Origin of the sequence: Streptomyces sp. NPDC001507, from assembly GCF_042894765.1 — a bacterium.
GTDB lineage: Bacteria > Actinomycetota > Actinomycetes > Streptomycetales > Streptomycetaceae > Streptomyces.
In genome coordinates, this window is sequence record NZ_JBIAVV010000003.1 from 78,214 (window position 1) to 98,389 (window position 20,176).

Sequence of the window (20,176 nt, forward strand, 5' to 3'; positions counted from 1 at the left end):
TGCTCGTCCCGCGTCGAATCGGTTCGATGAAGGACGTCGAAGCGCTTCGACGGAGGACGGTAGGTGCGGGCTGGGAGGGCGTCAATGGGCGCGGCGGGAATTGGGCGAAGCGATTCGACTGGCTGCGTGGACGGCCAGGGCCGCGACGGCCGCGGCGGCCGGGGTGACGAAGGCGGCCGTCGGCGAGACGTGGTCCGCCGCCCAGCCGCCGAGCGCGGAGCCGCAGGCGATGCCGGTCAGCAGTGCGGTGACGACCAGGCTCATCCCCTCGTTCAGGCGGCCCTCGGGGGTACGGTCCTGGACCAGGGTCATCGCGGTCACCATGGTCGGGGCGGTCGCCATGCCGGCCACGAGCAGGGCGGGGGCGAGAGCCCACAGGCTGTCGACCGCGCGTGCGGCGAGCAGCGGCAGGGACATCAGCGCCGCCATCGACAACAGGCAGACGGGGAGCCTGCGTTCGGCCGGTCCGGCCGGCCGGAGCGCCCCGTACAGCAGGCCCGCCGCGCACGATCCGGCCGCCTGGAGGGCCAGTACGGCACCGGCCGCCGAACGGTGGCCCTGGGCGTCGGCGTAGGCGATCGTGACGACCTCCATCGAACCGAACACCGCGCCGGTCGCGACGAAGCAGACCAGCAGCGGGCCGATGCGCAGCGGTGTGCGCGGGCCGGCCGGCCCGGTCCGGGGCGGTGGCTCGGTGGCCCGCTGGGCGGCGAACAGCAGCGCGCCGGTGAGCAGCAGCACCGCGCCCACCAGCGTGCCGGCCTCCGGGAAGAACGTGCCGGTCAGGAAGGAGGCGAGGACCGGCCCGAGCATGAAGCACAGCTCGTCGGCGGCCTGTTCGAAGGAGTTCGCGGTGTGCAGGGCGCCCGGGTCGTCGCGCAGCAGGTGGGCCCAGCGGGCGCGGGACATGCCGCCGAGGTTGGGGGTGGTGGCGGTGGCCGCGTAGGCGGCGAACAGCGTCCAGTCCGGGGCGCCGTAGCGGACGCAGAGCAGCAGGGCGAGGCTGCCGAGCACGGCGGTGACGGTCGCCGGTACGGCGACCCGGGCCTGCCCGTACCGGTCCACGAGCCGGGCGATCCAGGGCCCGGCGAGACCGGTGGCGGCGAGACCGGTCGCGGTGACGGCACCGGCGAGGGCGTACGAGCCGCGCGACCCGGCGATCATCACGACCGCGCTGACGCTGAACATGCCCATGGGCAGCCGGGCCAGCAGGTTCCCGGCGGTGAAGGCCCGGGTGCCGGGGAGGGCGAAGAGGCGGCGGTAGGGGCCGGGTGGGCGACGGCGGGGACGAGAGCGGGAGCGGCCGTCGAATCGGGGGCTGAAGTCGACGGTGACCAGGGAGTCGGCGGTGACGGTGTGGACGATCTCGCGGGGGCTCGGCTGAGTCGGTTTCGGCATGGACACCACCGTCGCGCCGGACCGATCAAGGGGTCCAACACCTGCTCGGCGCCGATTCACGCACCTGTGTTGTAAGTTCGCGAGATGTCAGCACCCGCCTCGCCCGCCCACATCGAACCCCGGCTGCTGCGCGTCTTCGTGACCGTCGCCGAGGAGTTGCACTTCACCCGCGCCGCCGGCCGGCTGTACGTCGCCCAGCAGGCGCTCAGCCGTGACGTACGGCGGCTGGAGCGGGAGCTGGGCGCCGAGCTGTTCCTGCGCAGCACGCGGCAGGTCAGCCTCACCGCCGACGGTGCCCGGCTGCTGCCGTACGCCCGTCGGGTGCTGGCCGCCCAGGACGCCCTGCTCGCCGCGTTCGGGCAGGCCCGGCCACTGCTGGTGGACCTCAACTCCCCGGGCCTGGAGACCGCCCGCCGCGTCCTGTACCGGGCCCGTGAACTCGCCCCCGACTGCGAGCTGATGGCCCGCTACGAGAGCGGGCTCACCGGGGCGGCGGCCGAACTCCTCGCGGGGCGGCTCGACGTGTCCTTCGGGCGGTTCGCGGGACTGGATCCGGCGCTGCGCTCCGGACTCGAACACCAGCCCGTGCGGTTCGAACCCATGGCCGTAATTCTCCCCTCCGAGCACCGGCTCGCGGCCCTGGACGTGGTGCCGCTGGCCGCGCTCGCGGGCGAGACGGTGTACGCCGGCGCCGGGAACGAGCGCACCCTGGAATGGACTGACCTGGCCTTTCGCCTCTTCGAGGGGCGAGGCACCGCGGTCGCGCCGCCGCTGCCGCTGGCCGTCGGGGAGGAGGAGTTCCGGCGAGTCATGGCCAAGGATCGGTATCCCATCCTCGCGGTAGTGGGTTTTCCGGCCATACCTGGGAGCGTGTCGCGGCCGCTGGTCGATCCGGTCCCGTTGTCGCCTGTGTCGCTCGTGTGGCGAAAGGGGCTGGTCCATCCGGGAGTCGACGCGTTGCGGCGGGCGGCCGCCGAGATCGGGCGGACGGAACGATGGCTCCAGCGTCCGCCCGATGGATGGATTCCAGCCAGTGATCAAGAGGTGATGGACGACCGCAAATGACACATCGGGAACACGGATCTCCCCCGTGCGCTAGCTTCATGGACCCGAGCGCGGAGAGTTGCAAGGGGGCGCTCGGAGCGGGTGGGGGCCCGTTCCGTTGACGTGTGCTCGGGTTCGTCAGTGCGCCCGGAACACTCCCGTGGGGGGATGTACGCGCGTGAAGAATTGGCGAGAAGAAACCCAACCCGAAATGCCGCAGGTGGCCCTGGACGCCCGGGATGTGCCGGTGGCGGGGGACGACGGGGTGGAGGCGGGGACACCCGGCGCCGGTGGTGGTGACGGTGGCGGTGGCGGTGGCGCGTCGGCGGGAACGGGTGGGGCCGGCGGGGCTACCGAGGTGCTGCGGACCGCCGCGTTACGGGACCCGTGGAGCGTGGTCGAGCCGCCGATCCCGGTGTTCCTGCGTGGCCCGGACACGGACCTCGTCCACGACCCGGACGAGGTGACCGTCCAGAACGACGTCGGTGTCGTACGAATACGGCCGACGGGGCCGGTGGGCCCGATGGGGCCGACGGGGCCCACAGCGCCGACGGGGTCCGCGGCGGCGGAGGCCTCCGGCGTCTCACGGGGTGCGGGTGCCTCCGAAGGCTCGGGCGCTCCCGACGGCCTCGTCCCCGTCCCCGTCTTCGTCGACGAGTCGGGGCGCCGCAGCCGCCGGTTCCGCAGGGTCGGGATTTCCCTCGGCCTCGCCTGCGCGGTCTACGCGGTGGTGATCGTCGTCACCCTGCTGTCCGGGAGTTCCGACGCGCCCTGGCTGCCGGTGCCGGGGCAGAACGCCGACAGGCCGGCCGGCAAGGTCGACGACTCGCCGCGGCCCGCGCACTCGCCCCCGACCTCGGACGACGGCGCCTCGGTGGCCGGCCCGGCCGTGCGCGGCGGCACGACCCCGTCGTCAGGCGCCTCCTCCCGGACGCCGGGGAACGGAAAGGGGTCCGCCGGGCCGAGCGCGTCGGCGTCCGCGCGGACGACGTCGTCCGCGGGGGTGACGGGCTCCTCGCCCAAGCCGGGCTCGTCGTCCACGTCCGCCTCGCCGTCCACGGTGCCGCCCTCCTCGGAACCGCCCGCATCTCCCGCCTCCTCGCCGCCCCCGGCTTCGCCCAGCGAGTCGGCCGCCCCGACCGGCGGCCCGGTCGCGCAGGGCGCGCACGGGCAGACCCGCACCCGCGGCACCTCCACTCCCGCCCCCGTCCTGTGATGGCGCCCCGCACCCGGCGCCGCCCGACCGTCCGCCGAGGCCCGACCGCCGACGCTTCCCGCCGCCGCCCGACCGCCGACGCTTCCCGGCGCCGCCGCCCGACCGCCACCGCCGCCTCCCGGCGGCGCCGCCTCCCCATGCGGCTGACGCTGCCCGTCCTCGTCCTCGCCGCCCTGATGGCGATGCTGATGCTGCGCGGCTACGTCCACAGCGAGATCCTCGCCGACCACCGCATCCGCCCCGAAGCCGCCACCGACAGGGTCCCGGCGAAGATCCTGGACGGCGGCCCGGTCATCGACACCCGCAACGGCCGTACGACGTCCCTGCGCATCCCCGACCACCACCTGGTCCTCACCTTCGACGACGGCCCCGACCCGACCTGGACCCCGAAGGTCCTGGACGTCCTGAAGAAGCACCACGCGCACGCCGTCTTCTTCGTCACCGGCACCATGACCTCCCGCTACCCGCAGCTGGTCCGGCGCATCGTGGCCGAGGGCAACGAGGTCGGCGTGCACACCTTCAGCCACCCCGACCTGTCGTACCAGTCGAAGCGGCGCACGGACTGGGAGCTGTCCCAGACCCAGCTGGCGATCACCGGCGCGGCCGGCATCCGTACCTCCCTCTTCCGGCCGCCGTACTCCTCCTTCGCCGACGCGATGGACAACCGGTCCTGGCCGGTGACCCGGTACATCGGCACCCGCGGCTACATCACGGTCGTCAACGACATCGACAGCGAGGACTGGCGCAAGCCGGGCGCCGACCGGATCATCCGCAACACCACCCCGCGCGACGGCAAGGGCGCGATCGTCCTGATGCACGACTCGGGCGGCGACCGCCACCAGACGGTCGAGGCCCTGGACAGGTTCCTGCCCCTCCTGCAGAAGCAGGGCTACACCGTCGACAACCTCACCGAGGCCCTGCACGCCCCGAGCGCCCACACCCCGGTCACCGGCACCGACCTCTGGCAGGGCAGGGCCTGGATCTTCCTGGTCCAGGCGGCGGACGGCATCACGGGCGTGCTGGTGGTCGGCCTGGCGGTGGTCGGCGCGTCGGTGCTGGCCCGCTTCGCCCTGATGCTCTGGCTCTCCGCCCTGCACGCCCGCAGGGTCCGCCGCAAGGGCTTCCGCTGGGGCCGCCGCCCGGTGACCGAACCGGTCTCCGTCCTGGTCCCCGCCTACAACGAGGCCAAGTGCATCGAGAACACGGTCCGTTCACTGACCGCGAGCGAACACCCCGTCGAGGTCCTCGTCGTCGACGACGGTTCGACGGACGGCACGGCACGGATCGTGGAGAACCTGCACCTGCCGGGCGTCCGGGTGATCCGCCAGGAGAACGCGGGCAAGCCCGCCGCCCTCAACCGGGGCCTGCGCAACGCCCGTCACGACATCGTCGTGATGATGGACGGCGACACGGTCTTCGAACCGGCCACGGTACGGGAACTGGTCCAGCCCTTCGGCGATCCCGCGGTCGGCGCGGTCGCCGGCAACGCCAAGGTCGGCAACCGGGATTCGCTGATCGGCGCCTGGCAGCACATCGAGTACGTGATGGGCTTCAACCTGGACCGCCGGATGTACGACGTGCTGTGCTGCATGCCGACCATCCCCGGCGCGGTCGGCGCGTTCCGCCGTACCGCCCTGGAACAGGTCGGCGGCATGAGCGACGACACACTCGCCGAGGACACCGACATCACGATGGCGATCCACCGGGCGGGCTGGCGGGTGGTCTACGCGGAACGGGCCCGGGCCTGGACGGAGGCCCCGGAGTCGGTCTCCCAGCTCTGGTCCCAGCGGTACCGGTGGTCGTACGGCACGATGCAGGCGATCTGGAAACACCGGGGCGCCCTGCTGGACCGCGGCCCGTCCGGCCGCTTCGGCCGCGTAGGCCTCCCGCTGGTCTCCTTGTTCATGGTCGTGGCCCCGCTCCTGGCCCCCCTGATCGACGCGTTCCTCCTCTACGGCATCGTCTTCGGCCCGACGCGGAGGACGATCGGCGCATGGCTGGGGATCCTGGCGGTCCAGGCGGTCTGCGCGGCCTACGCCTTCCGCCTGGACCGCGAACGCATGACCCACCTCGTCTCGCTCCCGCTCCAGCAGATCCTCTACCGCCAGCTCATGTACGTCGTGCTCCTCCAGTCCTGGATCACGGCGCTGACCGGTGGCCGCCTGCGCTGGCAGAAGCTGCGGCGGACGGGAGTGGTGCGGGCGGCACCGGGCACCGCGGGGGAGAGGCCGGCGGCATGACGCAGGCACCCCCGGTGGGCACGGGCAGGGCAACCGGAACCGGCGGCGGCCGGGACCGCTACCTCGACCTCCTCCGCTCCCTGGCCCTGCTCCGCGTGGTGGTCTACCACCTCTTCGGCTGGCCCTGGCTGACCGTCCTCTTCCCCTCCATGGGCGTGATGTTCGCGCTGGCCGGCTCCCTGATGGCCCGCAGCCTGAACCGCCCGCCGGGCAGCGTGATCCGCTCCCGGCTCCGCCGCCTCCTGCCACCCCTCTGGCTGTTCAGCACCGTCCTGCTGACGATGATGTTCACGGCGGGCTGGAACCCCTTCAAGGACCCGGACGTGGGCGGCGGTTGGAGGGGCTGGTCCCGACTCGCCTTCTACTTCCTCCCGGTCGGCGCTCCGCCGTACCCCGAACACCTCGGCTCGGCGTCGGGCCTGCTGGACGACACCTGGGCGGAACAGGCGGCGGGCCCGCTCTGGTACCTGCGCGCGTACCTGTGGTTCGTCCTGCTGTCGCCGTTGCTGCTGCGGGCGTTCCGCAGGGCCCCGCTGCCGACGGTCCTGGCCCCCCTGGCACTGACGGCGGCGATCGGCACGGGCCTGGTCTCCATCCCCGGCGAAACGGGCAACGCGGTGACGGACTTCGCGGTGTACGGCGGCTGCTGGATCCTGGGCTTCGCCCACCAGGAGGGCACACTGGCCCGCGTCCCGCGCTACGCGGCGGTCTCGCTGTCCTGCCTCGTGATGGCGGCGGGCCTGTGGTGGGCGTCGGGTCACCAGGGCCCCGACGGCTGGGACCTCAACGACATCCCGCTCGCCCAGGCATGCTGGTCGTTCGGGGCGGTGGTGGTGTTGTTGCAGTACGCCCCGTCCTGGCGGCAGCTACCGCGCGGCCTCCGCCGCTGGGACCGATGGATCACCCTCTCCAACAACCGCGCGGTCACCATCTACCTCTGGCACAACCTGCTGATCATGGCCACGGTCCCCATCATCGACGAGGCCTACAACCTGCCGTTCATGAACTCGGACCGCGCGTCCGGGCTGCTCGACTCCACCTACGGCTTCTGGATGTTCGTGGTGGTCTGGCCGCTGATCGCGGTGGCGGTGGTGGCGTTCGGGTGGGTGGAGGACGTTGCGGCGGGGCGCCGGGCACGGCTGTGGCCGAGCGGGGCACGCCGGGGGCGGGCTCGCCGGCGGGCGCGCTGAGCAGCCGGAGACTCAGGGCTCCCTCAGTGCCATTCCTCGGGATCGAGCGCGGCTCCCACGAATCCGTCCCCCAGGGTGAGGATCAGGTCGGGTTGCTCGACACGGGCCGCGATCCTCTCGCGGTCGAAGTCACGGAATCCGAGGACGAAGCGTTCGGCGACGGCGGGCCGGTCCAGGGGGTCGCCGTCGAGGTCCACCGCCGAGTTCGCGCGGTCGGCGCCCTGGCAGAGAACCGATACGAACAACGGGAAGTGTTCCTCCTCCACCAGGAGATCCGCGCCGTGCACCACGCCCGCGATCCCCGCTCCCCCTCCCGTGACCTCGCCGCACGGGTCGCCCAGGCAGTCGACCAGGGCATCCCAGTTCCACCCGAAGTAACCGGGAAAGCGCAGGGTTTCCGCGAAGGCGCGGAAGACACCCTGCGCGGTCATCAGATCGCGGGCGTCGAAGTGGTGGACTCGCCCACCGTCTTCTGCCAGCTCCGACAACTGCCGCCGGACGTCGACGGACTCCTCCGGAACAAGAACCACCCAGGGGCCGGGGGCACTGCTGCTGCTCACTGGCGTTCCCCTCGACGTAGCTGTGCCACGAAGTTACCGAACTCGTTCAGGGACTTCTCCAGATCCTCTCGCCCCGCGTCGTCCTCGGGCAGCAGCGGGAGCCGGCCTCTCGCGAAGCGCTTGGCCCCGTGTGCACGGCGCTCGGGAGAGGCCGTCCTCCGCGCCCGGGGCCACGCACCCCGCCGTCAGATCGGCGGCGAACCCGCCGAGCGGGCTGCGGAAGCGGTACGCGAAGGTGCTGGCCTCCGTTGCAGGTCCGTCTCCGGGCACAGCAGCCGCGAGGAGTCGCCGAAGACGCCTCACCTCCTTCACGAGCCGGGGCACCGCCTCCCGCGCCATCGCGATGAAGGCCGCGTTCTCGTCCCAGCGTTCGTCGGCGCAGTCCACATAACGTGGCTCCTGCACCAGCGTCGCCGCGATCAGCTCCCCGTGGTCGAAGCCGGGCCACCGTTCTTGGCGTCCGGTGTCCGCCACCGTGCTGACCGCGCGCAGGTTCATGGCATGGCTGTCGTCCAGGTCTCTGACGAACCAGGGCCCGGGCGTGGCCACGGCGCACATCTCCTCGATCTCGTCGAGGTCGGGGACCGGTGCGTCGCCCTCGCCACCCGGCGCATGCTCTTCGCTCACGATCCGCCCAGCATCCGGTCTTCGTCGAAGCCCAGCTCGTCCTCGATGCCCAGTTCCTCCGCGGCATGCCAGCGCAGTGGGTCGGGCCAGACTGCGGGATCTCCGGTGGCGATGCCGCGCAGGAAGCCGACGGCTTCGGAGGTGCCGATCTCACCCAGAGACTGGAGGGCCTTGACACAGAAGGTGAAGTAAGGACCGTCGGTCGACTTCCGTTCCCGGACCAGCGCGGCGACCGGCTCGACTCCCTCCGGGGCCCGCAACTCTCCGAGCAGTCGGCGCACGTTCCCAGGGCCCTGCACTGCTCCGCTGCCGGTCGGCTCAGCCGCGGTGGCGCCGCAGGGCCCGCCAGGCATCGCCGATCGCGTCCTGGATGCGATGCCACCAGTACTCCAGCTTGTTGCATACGGTGACATACACCCACCGGCGTTTGAACCACGGCGGCAGATCCCGGAACGGTACGAAGGTCAGCGTGTCCCTGATGGCGTGGGTGGCGAAGCCATGCGGCCCCTCCGCGCGCAGTGCTTCGTACAACTCCGGCGTGAGTGCGCCGTTGATCCGGGCCGTGTCGCCCGCCGCAGTGAACGCGAACCCCCGCTGGATCGGATCCGGCATCCGCATCGCCCGCACGATCCGGGGGGAAGCCTCTGCCAACGGGCAGTTGAGTGCCAGTCCGATCACCGCCGTCCCGAGGCGGTCCTCTCCACGTGCGAACGCGGCGTCCCATTCCGCGGGATCGTCGAGACCGAGCAGGCCTTCGCCGCCCGCCCAATCCCATCCGGATGCCATGTCCCCTTCCCTCCTCATCCCCGCGCCTTCACCCGTCGCACTTGGGCGGAAGGACCCGCTGCTTGTTGGTGTTGTTGATCATGCCCGCCCTCTTCAGCTTGGTCAGATCGCCCTCGTCGACGGGTTCTTCGGGACGTCCTCGAACTGCTCCTTGAACACCTCCGCGGACTTACCCGCCCACTGCGGGAGGGTGTCCTCGCCGGCCATACCCTTGACCAGACGCAGCGCGTCGGAGACGTCGTCGGCGAAGCCGTGCAGCTGCGTGGCGAGAGTGCGGACGCGCTTCGGGTCACCGGGGGTCGGGTCCCTGTCGAGGTCGAGTGGATGCCAGTCCGCCGGGCGGTACCCCGCCATGTCCCCGCAACCCCCGTCGCGTACGCCTCATCAACAAACCTGTGCACACGTCAAGTTACAGGCCCCACCTGTATGAGGTGAAGGCCGCTCTGTGACTCCGGCTCGGAAGCGCGTCCGTCTGAACGTGTGGGCCACTCCCTTCGCCGGCCCTGCCCACCGGGTACAGGGAAGTCCTGGCCTGTCGGCTCATCCACCTGTACGTCCCGTCCTCTCACTCGGCCCGGAGAGGATCGAACCTGATGGCTGGGTGGGTCACGACCGGGTCGGTCGGCCAGCCGTACGTCACCAAGCCTCCGAAAGCGCGCAGGAACCGCCTCGCCGCCTCGTGGGGCACGAAGGAACCGCGTTCCCGCAGGATCCACTCCCAGGTGTCCGTCGGCACCGCACGGTCGGGCCACCAGCCCGCCCGGCGCAGCACACCGCCGGTCTCCGGGGACCAGGTCGGGTCGTACCCCATGTCCACACCACCGTCCGCACGCCGGGAACGGTCAGCGCAGGCTCTCCGCCACCAGGGGCAGCAGCTCGTCGAGCCTCAACTCACGCCTCCCGGAGGCGTCCGAGAGCACCCACGTGCCGTTCTGCTCCCATTCCACACGCCGTACGTCACCGGCGTGGTTCTCGTACTCCACGAACCCGCCGGGAGCGTTCCTCAGCTCCGGGATCTCGGCCAGCAGGACCTCGGGCCGGGCCAGGGCACGCCCCGGGCTGTTGCTGCCTGCGTCGGTACGGGGGTTGTCGAAGCGCATCTTCAGGAACGGCATGGGCCCGCGGCCGATGTCCGCGGTCGCCAGCATCTTGTGATACCTGGCCTCCGCCTCCTCCAGCGTCTCCCGCCCTGAGAACTCGCACCGGTAGGCGGGGAAGACGATGGTGGTCAGGGGAGTGAGGTCGGGGTTCTGGACCCGGTGGTGGCCGTGCACCCCGGGTACGACGGCCGCGACGGCGTCGAAGGAGTATCCGGGCGCCTCGAAGCCGCCGACGCAGGTCAGGAAGCGCCCCTCGCCGGTCAGCTCCGGCTCGTGCGCGTGGGCGAAGGCCAGGACCGCACGCGCCAGCGCCTCGTTGTGCCGGCGCACCTGGTTCATCTGGAGAAGCCGGGTGCCGTCGCCGGTCAGCGCCCCCGCGAAGTTCAGCACCGGGTTCAGACGCCACGTCCAGGCGCGGTCGAGGCCGTCGACCGGCGTGGCCCGCGGGAACGCGGTGACAGTGGACTGGAGATCCATGGTTCCTTCCGCGGTGTCCGGGGTCGGTTACGGGCCGTCCGGACCGTCGGGCCGCATGCCACTCGATCGGTTGCCTTTCGTGTGCGTCTTGAGGCAGGGCGGTCAGGCCCCGAGCGTCCAGTAGGGCGAGTCCGTCGGAGGCGCGGGGCGGACGCGCAGGGCGGACATGTCGAAGCCCTCGTCGTCGTCCTCGTCACCGGTCGGCAGGCGTCCGGACTCGTTCGGGTAGTAGTACAGGCCGTACGACCAGAACTCCGGGAACTCGTGGCACATGAGATCGGGGTACGCAGAGATCTCCGCGTCGTGATACCGCTCGTTGATCCTGGCCACCGCTTCCGCCCGAGAAATACCGAACCGGGAGATCATCTCGTTCGCGATGTCGCGGAAGTACTCGACCATTCCCTCGTCGAGATCCATCAAGAATTCCGTTGTCATGGTGTCGGAGGTCCTACTCGTCGGAAAATGGAGCCAGTGAAGAGCTCGGCGGCCCTGTCACCGAAGATTGCGATCTGGTGCCCGTTCAGGACGGGGGGCTTCCCTTCCCTCAGGAATCCCTTGAGGTTACGCAGCATGGGCCCCTCAACCAGCTCGTAGTTGTGCATGGCGCCACCGTTGCGGTTATGCCGGATGAACTCGGCCACGTCGTCCCCCGGCCCGCTGAAGATCTTGCTCCGCAACCCCTCCAGCTGGGCCTTGGGCACCTTGAAATGGATGACGGCCGGCACCCCGCCCCTGCCGTCCGCCAGCTTCTTCGCCCAGTCCAGGGCCTGCCGGGGATCGTTCGTGACGTAGAAGCCGCCCTTCCCGAAGTCCATCTTGCGGGCCGAGGCTGTCATGTCGATCCCGTTGGCCATGATGCTGTCCGCGTGCTGGCCGAGCGTCCCATGGTAGAGATCGACGAGACACGGAGCCTTGAGCCCCAGCGGGTCCTTCCACTGGAGCGGGTTCTTCACATAGGCGTGAGGGTTCGGGGCCGGGGTCCGCCCCAGCGGATCAGGGCTGAGGTAACGGGCGGTGCCGGGCTCGTAGTAGCGGTGGTGGTTGTAGTGGAGCCCCGTCTCCGCGTCGACGTACTGCCCGGGAAAGCGCAGCGGGCAGTCGACCTGCGGGGCTGCCGTCGAGACGACGGGGACCCCCCATAGCGTGAACGACTGCGTCCATACGACACCGCCCTCGGTGTCCACCATGTCCGTCGGAGTGCCCAGAAGATCCGTGACGATGGCGTAGAAGCACTCGTCGATCTCCTCCTGGGACATCCCAGGGCCGAGCGGACGCGCCTCACGCACGCGCTGCCCCACCGGCGCCGGGCCACCGGCCCAGTCCCAGACCGTACTGACAGTCCCGGCGGCCTGCTCGGCGAGATCGTCCTCGTCCCAGTAGAACCGCGTCTCGTCGAGGACGGTCCCGTCGGCGTCGAGCATCTGTTTCGCCACTCGCCTGCCGACGGGGTCGTAGACGTAGTGCCAGCGACGGCCGTCCGGTGTCAGTACGTCCGTGAGCTGGTCCTCGGCGTTCCACGCGTAACGCCACTCGCGCCTGCCGCCGGATATGAGGCCGGTGACTCTGCGGACGACTCGCCCCTGATCGTCATGGTGGTAGCGGGTTCGGCCGGCTTGCTTGATGAGGGTGCCCGAGTAGCTGCGGTCGCCGGGCCCCGTCTCCTCGTCCCGGACGGCTGCGGACGTGTCGAAGGCGGTGAGGTTACCGACCTCGTCGTATTGGTACGTCTCATCCCGGCCGACGCCGGCGTGTACTGCTGTCACCCTTCCGGAGCGGTCGAAGGTGAAGGTCCGCGAGCCATGGCGGGAGTCGTGGATCTCGGTGAGCGCGCCGTCGGAACGGTGTTGGAAGATCCGCTGCCGGGTGTCACCGGCTGCGGTGAGTACTCGCTGGATGGTACGCAGCCCCTCGCCGTCCCAGTCCTGTGTCAAGCGGGCGGCCTCCCCCATCACCCGCTCGATCTCGCGCCCCGCGACGTCGTATCGGAAGGTGAGATCGTGTTCCCCGATCCGCTGGATGACCTCTCGCCTCCCGAGCCGGTAGGCCCATCGGGTGACCGCGCCGCTCGGCGTCCTGCGCAGTACCCGGCGGCCCGCGGCGTCGTACTCGGAGCGGACCTCCCGGCCGTTCCACGACTCGGCGAGCAGACGGCCCGCCGCGTCGAGCTCCCGGCGCAGCTCGATCTCGGTGTTCCGGGCACCGACGAGTCTGCCGCGCAGGTCGTACTCGTACGTGGTGGTGGCGCCGTCGGCGTCCATGGCGACGACGTTTCCCAGGACGTCGTGGCGCAGACGCGTGATCTCACCCGCCCCGTTGGTCCGTTGGACGAGCCGCCCCGCCGCGTCGTAGCCGTAGGTGAGGGTTCGGCCGTTGAAGTCCGTCTCGGCGATCAGCCTGCCGACTCCGTCGTACTCGTAACTCCAGGTCATCCCAGCGCCGTTGGTTACGCTGCAGAGTCTGAGCTCGCTGTCGTACGCGAAGCGTTCGACGCTCCCGTCCTCGTCCTCCCGCAAGGTGCAGAGGTCGAAGTGGGTGTTCTCGTACCTGGTGTACCTGCCGTTCGAGGAGCGGTACTCCAGCGGGTTGCCCTCGGCGTCGTATGTCCACTGCTCGGTGCTCCCGTTCGGGAGGTGGCGCCAGGCGAGCTGCCCTTCCAGGGTCCAGCCCACTCGCGTCACCGCGCCGAAACTGTCAGTGAGTTCGGCGATACGGCCGAAGGCGTCCCGAACGAGTCTCTCGGTCGCCCCCAGGACGTCGGTGACGCCGACGACCAGACCCGCGGCATCGTTGACGAGCGTCTGCTGGCGCTCGCCGAGTGCGTCGACGATGCCGGTGAGGCCGCCTTGTTCGTCGAAGGTGAAGGCCGTCGTGGCGCCCAGGGGGTCGATGACCGCCACCCGGTTGCCCCACTCGTCGTAGACCGACTCCCACACGCTGCCGTCGGGCTGCGTCACCTTGGTGACGTGGCCGAAGTCGTCGTACTCCAACGACACCACGGCGCCGTCCGGGCGTACCGTCCGGGTCAGGTTTCCAGCAGCGTCGTAGCCGTGGCGCGTGGTGTGACCGAGCGGGTCAGTCTGTGCCACAAGCCGGCCGAGATCGTCCCAGTCGCGCAGGGTGCTGTGCCCCAGTGGGTCGGTCTCGCGCAGGGGACGGTGGTTCTCGTCGAACACGTAGGTGATCGAGTGGCCCAGGGAATCCGTGGCGATCGTGGTGCGGGTGGTGGTGTCGTAGCTGTAGCGGTAGGCGAGTACGCCGTCGTCGCCGCCCGTGCGGACGCAGCGGTCTTCGCCGTCGTACTCGTAGCGGTACCAGTCGCCTTTTCTGCTCTGCCAGCCCGTGACGCGCAGCCGCTCGTCGTAGCTGTAGCGCTGAGGTACGGAAGAGGAGTCGACAACGTCCGTGAGACGGCCGTCCGCGTCGTATCCGTATCGCAGGAGTGTGGGCTCGCCGGGCGCGCTGAGGAGGGCCAGGGCCGTCACCCTGCCGTTCGCCGCGCTGATGCTGACGCGGTACCCCCCGTGATGGATCAGTTCCGACGGGGAGCCGTCCTCGGCGTGGTGCAGGGTGAGTGTGTTGCCGTGGCGGTCCTGCACACCGACCAGGGGGAGTTCATTCGCTGGAGCGCCCGGTACGAGGCGGAACCGCAACGTCGTGTCCGTCTCCGGCTGCCGCAGTACGAAGTCCGCGTCGGGCAAACCGCCCCGCGTGAGCGGCCAGTGGGGGCCGAGTACCGGCCCCGTAGTTTCGCCCGGCTCCGGGATCGCGTAGTACAGGACAGTGCCGTCGGACGCGACGAACCGGATGGAGTCGTCGTCGAAGATCAGCCGTTGATCAAGCGTCGAGGTCCAACTCGGTCCGAACCAGCCGCCGGCCTGAACGCCGGTGCGGTGGCTGCGCTCCACGACGACCGGCAGGACACCGGGCAGGGACAGATCCGCGATCGACATGACCATCTGCCCGGTGGCCATGTCGATGGGGTCGCCGCAGGTGAAGAGACCCTTCATCTCCCGGCCCAGGCCCTTGAGCCTTGGCCCCATCCCCTTCAGGGCCAGCGCCATGCCTTTCAGGCCGCCCTTGCCCAAGGTCTTCAATCCCTTGGCGAGCTTGCCGAGGCTGGTGATCCCCTTGCCGCCGGGTATGCAGTCGAGCGCGGCGAACGCCACGTCCCACAGGGACGCTTGCCCCTTGGAGTATTTGTAGAGGGTGTCGGCGAGGACGACGAGGGCGGCGACGAGGACGATCGCGCCGAGGATGGGTCCGCCGATGATCATCGCGATGATCCCGACGACGGCGACGACGACCTTGCAGACGGTGACGATGGTGTCCCAGTTGTCCTCGAACCAGTGCCCGACGTCCTGCCACCAGTGCCGGTTCGGGATACCGGCGTCGGAGGCCTCGTCGATCTTCCGCTTCGCCTCACCGGCCGCGTCGTCGCGCATCTTCCGCGCGTCCTCGGCCATCTTCTTCGCGGCGTCCAGCGCACTCTGCGCGCTGGTGACGTCCGACTGGGCCTGGGTGTGCGCGGACTTGGCGCTCTGCACATCCCGGGCGGCGGCCCGCACCTTGCCCTCGTCGGGCTTGTCGGCGTCCGATTTGCTGCCGGTGGGGTCGTCCTTGTACTTGTCGGCTTCCTTCGTGGCCCGGGTGACCCAGGAATCGGCGGAGGAGAGCCGGGACTTGGCGGAGGACAGGTCCGACTGGGCCTCCTTCGCCTTGGCGAGGGCCTTGTCCGCCAGGGCCTGCGCCCGCTCCAGCTTCGGCCAGTAGTCCGCGAGGGCGTCCCCGCACAGCTCGTAGGACTTCTTCAGCTTCTTCAGGTTCTTCGGAACGTCCTTGAACTGCTCCTTGAACACCTCGGCCGACTTGCCGGCCCACTGCAGGAGGGTGTCCTCGCCGGCCATGCCCTTGACCAGACGCAGCGCGTCGGAGACGTCGTCGGCGAAGGCGTGCAGCTGGGTGGCGAGGGTGCGGACGCGCTGCGGGTCGCCGGGGGTCGGGTCCCGGTCGAGATCGAGTGGATGCCAGTCCGCCGGTCGATACCCCGCCATGTCCCCGCAACCCCCGTCGCGTACGCCTCATCAACAAACCTGTGCACACGTGAAGTTACAGGGGTCGCCCGTACGGGGTGAAGGCCGCTCTGTGACTGCGGCTCGGATCGGTGCCCCTGTCTGGACCTGCGGGTCATCCCGTGTTCCGGGGGCCTGCCCTGCCGGCAGCCCTTTGCGGAGGCCAACCGAGGGTCGCGGCGATGTCACGGGACGGCACCAAAGCCGTGGTGGGGGCGTTGAGTTGCCCGGCTATGGTGTGCCGTGTGCGGTTCGTGCGGCTGGCGTGCAGCAAATCGCTCTGGTGCATTCCGGATGGACCCCGATACCGTATTCGCTGCTTCGCAGACCCCAACCGCCCCACCAGGAGCCCACCGTGACCCGCCGTTCCCGCCTGCTCACGACAGCCACTGCCGGTGTGACGGCCGCCTTGCTGCTTGCCGGTTGCGGTGGAGGTGACGGAGACAAGTCCGACTCGAACAGCAAGATCGCGGGGGCGAACACGGGGAGTTCGACGTCGGCTTCGCCGAGTGCTTCGGCTTCGGAGGCTGCTGGCCGTCCGAAGGTCACGCTGCCCGCCGGAGACACCCTCACTTTCACTCCTGAAGAGGACTCCGACCCCGTGAAGGACGCGATCCTCAAGGACAACGCCGAGTTCGTCCGAGCGCTGGACGCGGCCATCGGCGCTCAGAACCCGCGGCTTCCCGCTTTGGAGTACTACACCGAGGGCGAGGGTGCCGCTGCTGCTCAGCAATGGGTCCAGTCCTTCGTGGATGGAGGGCTGACGGTCACGGGAACCGTCCGCTACTACGACCGACAGGTCACCGTGGAGTCCAAGACCAAGGCTTCCCTGACCTACTGCGGTGACGAGAGCAAGGGCTACAACAAGGTCATCAAGACCGGTGTCGTCAAGAAGACGAAGGCCACCAAGAACAGTTACGTCGTGTACGGCGTCCAGGTTGAGAAGAACGCAAAGGGAGTCTGGGAACTCGTGAAGATTGCGTCTACTCGAGGGGCCGACAAGTGCCAGCCGTGATCAGATTCCGTCGAGGAATCGCAGCGATCGTGCTGGCCGCGTCCGTCTGCGTGCTGTCGGCCGCGCCGGCCATGGCCGACCGTCCCGGAGGCGGCGGATCGGTCGGCGGCGGGTCTGGATCTGACACCAACACCTCCGGCGGAGCGGACGGCGACACCATCAACTCGTCCGTCGGCGCCGTCGTGTACGACCGTTCCAAGAACGGCTCCGGCGCCTCCGTGGGCCCTGTCACCGCCACCACCTCCTGGACACCGCCGGCCTGCTGGTACGCGCCCAAGTACAGCCCGGCCGCATTCCAGGCCTACGTGGAACCGATCTGGGCGGCGGACTCGACGGGGTACGAGTGGGATGCCGAACAGCGTGACCGCTACGTCAACGGTCATCCCTACAAGGACTTCAACAAGGACAAGGCCGGCAAGGGCTACTGGTGGGACTCGTACGTCAACAAGTCCTTCCCGCCCGGCTGGGACAAGTGCGACGAGCCCTACTTCTGGGTGGACACGGGCGACGCCCCTCCCGCCAACATCCCGAACACCATCTCCACCAAGATCCTCGGTGAGCTCGCGTACAACGAGATCCGCGTCCCCACCACCGAGGTGAGCCTGAAGCCCGCCGGTACGACCAAGGTCAACCTCGCCACCTGGGCCTGGCTGGACAAGGCGACGTTCAAGCCGGTGTCGGTCACTGCCAGCGTCCCGGTGCTCGGCCTGTCGGCGACGACCACCGCCGAACCCGTCTCCCTCCGGATCGACCCAGGTACCTCCGACGCGGTCACCTACCCCGCCTCCGGCGTCTGCGAGTTCAACAACGGCAGTGTCGGCGAAGAGTACGCAGCCGGCGACGCAGGCAAGACGCCACCCTGTGGGGTGAAATACCTCCGCTCGTCCGGCAACGGCTCGTACCAGCTCAAGGCGACGGTGACCTGGAAGATCCATTGGACCGGAAGCGACGGCAACGGTGACGACCTTCCCGACGGTGCCTTCGGCAGGTCGCAGGATGTCATCGTGCAGGAGATCCAGTCCGTCAACAGGTGAGCGATGAGTCGGCCGGAGCCTTCCGGCCGTAGGAGGCGTCGTGGGCGATCGGACCAGGATCGACGATCTCGACGTGCTCAAGGGTGTTTCGACGGGTATCGAGAAGATCGTCGAGGAGCTGCAAGGGCTCGACGACAAGAGCAAGTACGGCTGGAGCCGGGAGGTCGTCGGGCACGAGGAGCTCACGGACCGGCTCGACGACTTCGCTGACAACTGGGACTACAAGCGGGGGAAGCTCGAAGGGGAGTTGGCCAAGCTCGCGGCCATCACGAAGGCCGCTGCCCAGGCCTACGAGCAGATAGACACCGACCTCGCCAACGCAGTCCGCAAGCAGGAGAAGAAGCCCCAGAGGTGAGGGGGACGATGTCCCGTCCGAAAGACTGGTCACCGGTCGAGCTGGATTCCGACCCGGTGTCCGGGGATCCCGAGGCTGTGGCGAAGCTGGGGCGGCGATTCCGCTCGGTGGCCGATGCCATCAGGAGGCAGACGGGCAACATCGAAGCCCTCTGCGGTGTGGACGGCTGGCAGAGTGATGCCGCGAACGAGTTCCGCAAGACGGCCGAGGGGACTGCCGGACGACTGAAGAAGGTCCTGGATCGCTTCGAGACGGCTGCCGACCTCCTGGGTGAGCAGACGGACCGGCCGGACGAGAAGTACGCCTCCGTCCTGGCGTCGTCCCAGCAGGCCGCCGACAAGGCGCGTAACGACGCCGAGCGCGACCGTGCGGAGCGGGACTGTCTCGACAAGTCGCTCGACGCCCTGGACAAGTCCGCGAGCGACTACGAGCAGCAGAAGCACGACCTGACCACGAAACGGGACGAGGTCGACGGTCGTGTCCAGGACGCCATCAAGCGGGTGCACGACGCCAAGAACGCCCGCAACCGGGCCGGGGAGAAGGCGGCTCGGGCTCTTGAGGCACTCATCAACCACGACAAACTGAAGGACTCCACCTGGGAGAACATCAAGGGAGCGCTCAAGAGCATCGCGGACATAGCCGGCTGGGTGGCGACAGCCTGTGCCCTCGCCTCGCTGCTGGTGGGCTGGATCCCGGTGATCGGCTGGGCGCTGGCGGGTGTCCTGGACGCGATTGCTCTGCTCGCGACCGTGGTGTCCCTCGCCTGTCACTTGGTGCTCGTCTTCTCGGGCGACGCGAGCATCGCCGACCTGGTTCTGGACGGCGTGGCCCTGCTCACGCTCGGGCTGGGACGCGCCGCGCTGAGCGCGGGCAAGGCGGCCGCCGCCGGTGTACGGGGGGTGCAGACCGCGAGTCGTTCCGCCCGGGCGGACTTTCTCGCCGCCAACTCGTTGTCCGGCAGATCGGCGAAGGCGGCCAACACGCTGAAGGGCAAGGCCGCCAAAGCTGCGAACCAGGCCGCCGAGGAGGCGTCGCGGAGACTCGCGGGCGACTTGCCGGGAGCCTTCGGGAAACTCAGGGAGTTCAAACACGTCCTGAATCCCAAGGTGATCTACCGGGACACGGCGGACGCCGTGAAGGGCCTCAAGGACTTCAAGGACGTGGGGAAACTCTTCGGCAGGGACGCTTGGCAGGGAGCCAGGCCTTTTGGTAACCCGGAGTGGGTCGAGTCCAGCAAGGCACTGAAAGAGGTCCCGATTCTGGGCAAGTTCGAAAGCATGGGCGGTGTGAAGTTCACCGACTATGTGCGATCTGCTGGACAGAGGTGGCTCGGTTACACTGTCGCGGCGACAGTCATCGACGGGAATGACAAGCTCCATGGCCTCACGGAGTGGAACAACGCGTACAACAAGTGGAAGTCCGCTTGGACAGTGGGCTCCTGACCGCGAGGACGATTTCCGGGTGAGCGATGACGTGGTGTGGCAGTGTCTGATCTCCGAGCCGGAGGGCTGTATCAGGCTTCCGGTGGGTGAGAACGCTGAGTTCGGCGAGTGGGCGAAGCGGGCCGCCAGGGACCACCTGGGCGCGGAGGCTCCGCGCGGCGAGCTCCGCGAACTGGCGTCGACGCTGGCACGTGTGGCGGAGACGGCCGATCTGGGTGACCCCACCTTCGCCTATGCCTATGTGATCGACGCGGCCAAAGCACTGACCGCCGTCTACGAGGTCCATGACTACGACGGGGACGGCTACCGGTCCCTGGACCGACTCTCCGACCTCCTGAACGATGTTCTGCCCACTTCTCCTGAGCGGCGCAGCGTGACAGAGGTCAATCTGCCTGCCGGCCACGGGGTACGGGTCCAGGAACTTCTCTCCGTCGAGACCGGCTCGCTCTTCAAGAAGAAGACGATGATGGAGACGGTCACTTACGCGGTGATTCCGCCGCAGGTCGACAACGTCCTTGTGTTCCGCATGTCGTGGACCAATCTCGTCTTCGGTGAAGCGTTGCTGGAACTGGCTCAGACGCTGGCCGAGTCGCTGGAACTTGCTGAAGTCAAGGAAGACTGAA

General features: G+C 69.3%; 18 protein-coding genes and 1 pseudogene. 9 read left to right on the forward strand and 10 right to left on the reverse strand.

Going from position 1 to position 20,176, the window contains the following annotated elements; all coding sequences use genetic code 11:
* Window positions 1-81: 81 nt before the first annotated feature.
* Window positions 82-1,398: an MFS transporter gene (locus ACFY0K_RS10680; RefSeq protein ID WP_390639525.1), complete on the reverse strand. Its 1,317-nt coding sequence runs from the start codon at window positions 1,396-1,398 to the stop codon at window positions 82-84.
* An 84-nt stretch (window positions 1,399-1,482) separates the two neighbouring features.
* On the opposite strand from ACFY0K_RS10680, the gene ACFY0K_RS10685 reads away from it, so the two are divergent.
* The 4 genes from ACFY0K_RS10685 to ACFY0K_RS10700 all read left to right on the forward strand — a co-directional run bounded on the left by ACFY0K_RS10685 (window position 1,483) and on the right by ACFY0K_RS10700 (window position 7,088).
* Window positions 1,483-2,463: a LysR family transcriptional regulator gene (locus ACFY0K_RS10685; protein WP_390639526.1), complete on the forward strand. Its 981-nt coding sequence runs from the start codon at window positions 1,483-1,485 to the stop codon at window positions 2,461-2,463.
* 190 nt (window positions 2,464-2,653) lie between these two features.
* Complete coding sequence (locus tag ACFY0K_RS10690) at window positions 2,654-3,658, forward strand: hypothetical protein (protein WP_390639527.1); 1,005 nt, start codon at window positions 2,654-2,656, stop codon at window positions 3,656-3,658.
* A 137-nt stretch (window positions 3,659-3,795) separates the two neighbouring features.
* Window positions 3,796-5,898: a glycosyltransferase gene (locus tag ACFY0K_RS10695; RefSeq protein WP_390639987.1), complete on the forward strand. Its 2,103-nt coding sequence runs from the start codon at window positions 3,796-3,798 to the stop codon at window positions 5,896-5,898.
* Window positions 5,895-7,088: an acyltransferase gene (locus tag ACFY0K_RS10700; RefSeq protein ID WP_390639528.1), complete on the forward strand. Its 1,194-nt coding sequence runs from the start codon at window positions 5,895-5,897 to the stop codon at window positions 7,086-7,088. Before ACFY0K_RS10695 ends, ACFY0K_RS10700 begins: the two co-directional genes overlap by 4 nt.
* A 23-nt stretch (window positions 7,089-7,111) precedes the next feature.
* Here ACFY0K_RS10700 and ACFY0K_RS10705 read toward each other — a convergent pair whose 3' ends face one another.
* The 9 genes and pseudogenes from ACFY0K_RS10705 to ACFY0K_RS10745 all read right to left on the reverse strand — a co-directional run bounded on the left by ACFY0K_RS10705 (window position 7,112) and on the right by ACFY0K_RS10745 (window position 15,689).
* A complete protein-coding gene (locus ACFY0K_RS10705) occupies window positions 7,112-7,648 on the reverse strand; it encodes a barstar family protein (RefSeq protein WP_390639529.1) in 537 nt (178 codons plus the stop codon).
* 33 nt (window positions 7,649-7,681) lie between these two features.
* Window positions 7,682-8,275: a hypothetical protein gene (locus ACFY0K_RS10710; RefSeq protein WP_351958240.1), complete on the reverse strand. Its 594-nt coding sequence runs from the start codon at window positions 8,273-8,275 to the stop codon at window positions 7,682-7,684.
* The gene (locus ACFY0K_RS10715) at window positions 8,272-8,556 is read right to left on the reverse strand and encodes a HEAT repeat domain-containing protein (protein ID WP_390639530.1); all 285 of its coding nucleotides are present in this window, start codon (window positions 8,554-8,556) and stop codon (window positions 8,272-8,274) included. The genes ACFY0K_RS10710 and ACFY0K_RS10715 overlap by 4 nt, the downstream gene beginning before the upstream one ends.
* A 37-nt stretch (window positions 8,557-8,593) precedes the next feature.
* Window positions 8,594-9,061 (reverse strand): hypothetical protein, encoded by a 468-nt coding sequence (locus ACFY0K_RS10720; protein WP_390639531.1) that lies wholly within the window; start codon window positions 9,059-9,061, stop codon window positions 8,594-8,596.
* 123 nt (window positions 9,062-9,184) lie between these two features.
* Window positions 9,185-9,415, reverse strand: a pseudogene (locus ACFY0K_RS10725) (hypothetical protein); the annotation flags it as partial.
* Window positions 9,416-9,626: 211 nt separating this feature from the next.
* A complete protein-coding gene (locus ACFY0K_RS10730) occupies window positions 9,627-9,872 on the reverse strand; it encodes an SUKH-3 domain-containing protein (RefSeq protein ID WP_390639532.1) in 246 nt (81 codons plus the stop codon).
* A 31-nt stretch (window positions 9,873-9,903) separates the two neighbouring features.
* Window positions 9,904-10,638, reverse strand: a complete 735-nt coding sequence (locus tag ACFY0K_RS10735; protein WP_390639533.1) for a hypothetical protein — start codon at window positions 10,636-10,638, stop codon at window positions 9,904-9,906.
* A 102-nt stretch (window positions 10,639-10,740) separates the two neighbouring features.
* Complete coding sequence (locus ACFY0K_RS10740; RefSeq protein ID WP_390639534.1) at window positions 10,741-11,073, reverse strand: hypothetical protein; 333 nt, start codon at window positions 11,071-11,073, stop codon at window positions 10,741-10,743.
* Window positions 11,070-15,689 (reverse strand): RHS repeat-associated core domain-containing protein, encoded by a 4,620-nt coding sequence (locus ACFY0K_RS10745; RefSeq protein ID WP_390639535.1) that lies wholly within the window; start codon window positions 15,687-15,689, stop codon window positions 11,070-11,072. Before ACFY0K_RS10745 ends, ACFY0K_RS10740 begins: the two co-directional genes overlap by 4 nt.
* Window positions 15,690-16,062: 373 nt before the next feature.
* On the opposite strand from ACFY0K_RS10745, the gene ACFY0K_RS10750 reads away from it, so the two are divergent.
* The 5 genes from ACFY0K_RS10750 to ACFY0K_RS10770 are packed head-to-tail and all read left to right on the forward strand — an operon-like array spanning window position 16,063 to window position 20,175.
* Window positions 16,063-16,722 (forward strand): hypothetical protein, encoded by a 660-nt coding sequence (locus ACFY0K_RS10750; protein ID WP_390639536.1) that lies wholly within the window; start codon window positions 16,063-16,065, stop codon window positions 16,720-16,722.
* Window positions 16,710-17,756, forward strand: coding sequence for a hypothetical protein (locus tag ACFY0K_RS10755; protein ID WP_390639537.1), 1,047 nt, complete (start codon window positions 16,710-16,712; stop codon window positions 17,754-17,756). Before ACFY0K_RS10750 ends, ACFY0K_RS10755 begins: the two co-directional genes overlap by 13 nt.
* A gap of 40 nt (window positions 17,757-17,796) precedes the next feature.
* On the forward strand, window positions 17,797-18,111 hold the full coding sequence (locus tag ACFY0K_RS10760; protein WP_390639538.1) for a hypothetical protein: 315 nt from the start codon (window positions 17,797-17,799) through the stop codon (window positions 18,109-18,111).
* On the forward strand, window positions 18,108-19,553 hold the full coding sequence (locus ACFY0K_RS10765) for a putative T7SS-secreted protein (RefSeq protein WP_390639539.1): 1,446 nt from the start codon (window positions 18,108-18,110) through the stop codon (window positions 19,551-19,553). The genes ACFY0K_RS10760 and ACFY0K_RS10765 overlap by 4 nt, the downstream gene beginning before the upstream one ends.
* Before the next feature lie 19 nt (window positions 19,554-19,572).
* A complete protein-coding gene (locus tag ACFY0K_RS10770; protein ID WP_390639540.1) occupies window positions 19,573-20,175 on the forward strand; it encodes a hypothetical protein in 603 nt (200 codons plus the stop codon).
* The last annotated feature ends 1 nt before the right edge of the window (window position 20,176 follow it).

What these genes read in the sequence shown, in the direction of transcription:
- ACFY0K_RS10680 (WP_390639525.1), bottom strand. Translation starts at nt 1,398, where the DNA reads ATGCCGAAACCGACTCAGCCGAGCCCCCGCGAGATCGTCCACACCGTC.
- ACFY0K_RS10685 (WP_390639526.1), top strand. Translation starts at nt 1,483, where the DNA reads ATGTCAGCACCCGCCTCGCCCGCCCACATCGAACCCCGGCTGCTGCGC.
- ACFY0K_RS10690 (WP_390639527.1), top strand. Translation starts at nt 2,654, where the DNA reads ATGCCGCAGGTGGCCCTGGACGCCCGGGATGTGCCGGTGGCGGGGGAC.
- ACFY0K_RS10695 (WP_390639987.1), top strand. Translation starts at nt 3,796, where the DNA reads ATGCGGCTGACGCTGCCCGTCCTCGTCCTCGCCGCCCTGATGGCGATG.
- ACFY0K_RS10700 (WP_390639528.1), top strand. Translation starts at nt 5,895, where the DNA reads ATGACGCAGGCACCCCCGGTGGGCACGGGCAGGGCAACCGGAACCGGC.
- ACFY0K_RS10720 (WP_390639531.1), bottom strand. Translation starts at nt 9,061, where the DNA reads ATGGCATCCGGATGGGATTGGGCGGGCGGCGAAGGCCTGCTCGGTCTC.
- ACFY0K_RS10730 (WP_390639532.1), bottom strand. Translation starts at nt 9,872, where the DNA reads ATGGGGTACGACCCGACCTGGTCCCCGGAGACCGGCGGTGTGCTGCGC.
- ACFY0K_RS10735 (WP_390639533.1), bottom strand. Translation starts at nt 10,638, where the DNA reads ATGGATCTCCAGTCCACTGTCACCGCGTTCCCGCGGGCCACGCCGGTC.
- ACFY0K_RS10740 (WP_390639534.1), bottom strand. Translation starts at nt 11,073, where the DNA reads ATGACAACGGAATTCTTGATGGATCTCGACGAGGGAATGGTCGAGTAC.
- ACFY0K_RS10745 (WP_390639535.1), bottom strand. Translation starts at nt 15,689, where the DNA reads ATGGCGGGGTATCGACCGGCGGACTGGCATCCACTCGATCTCGACCGG.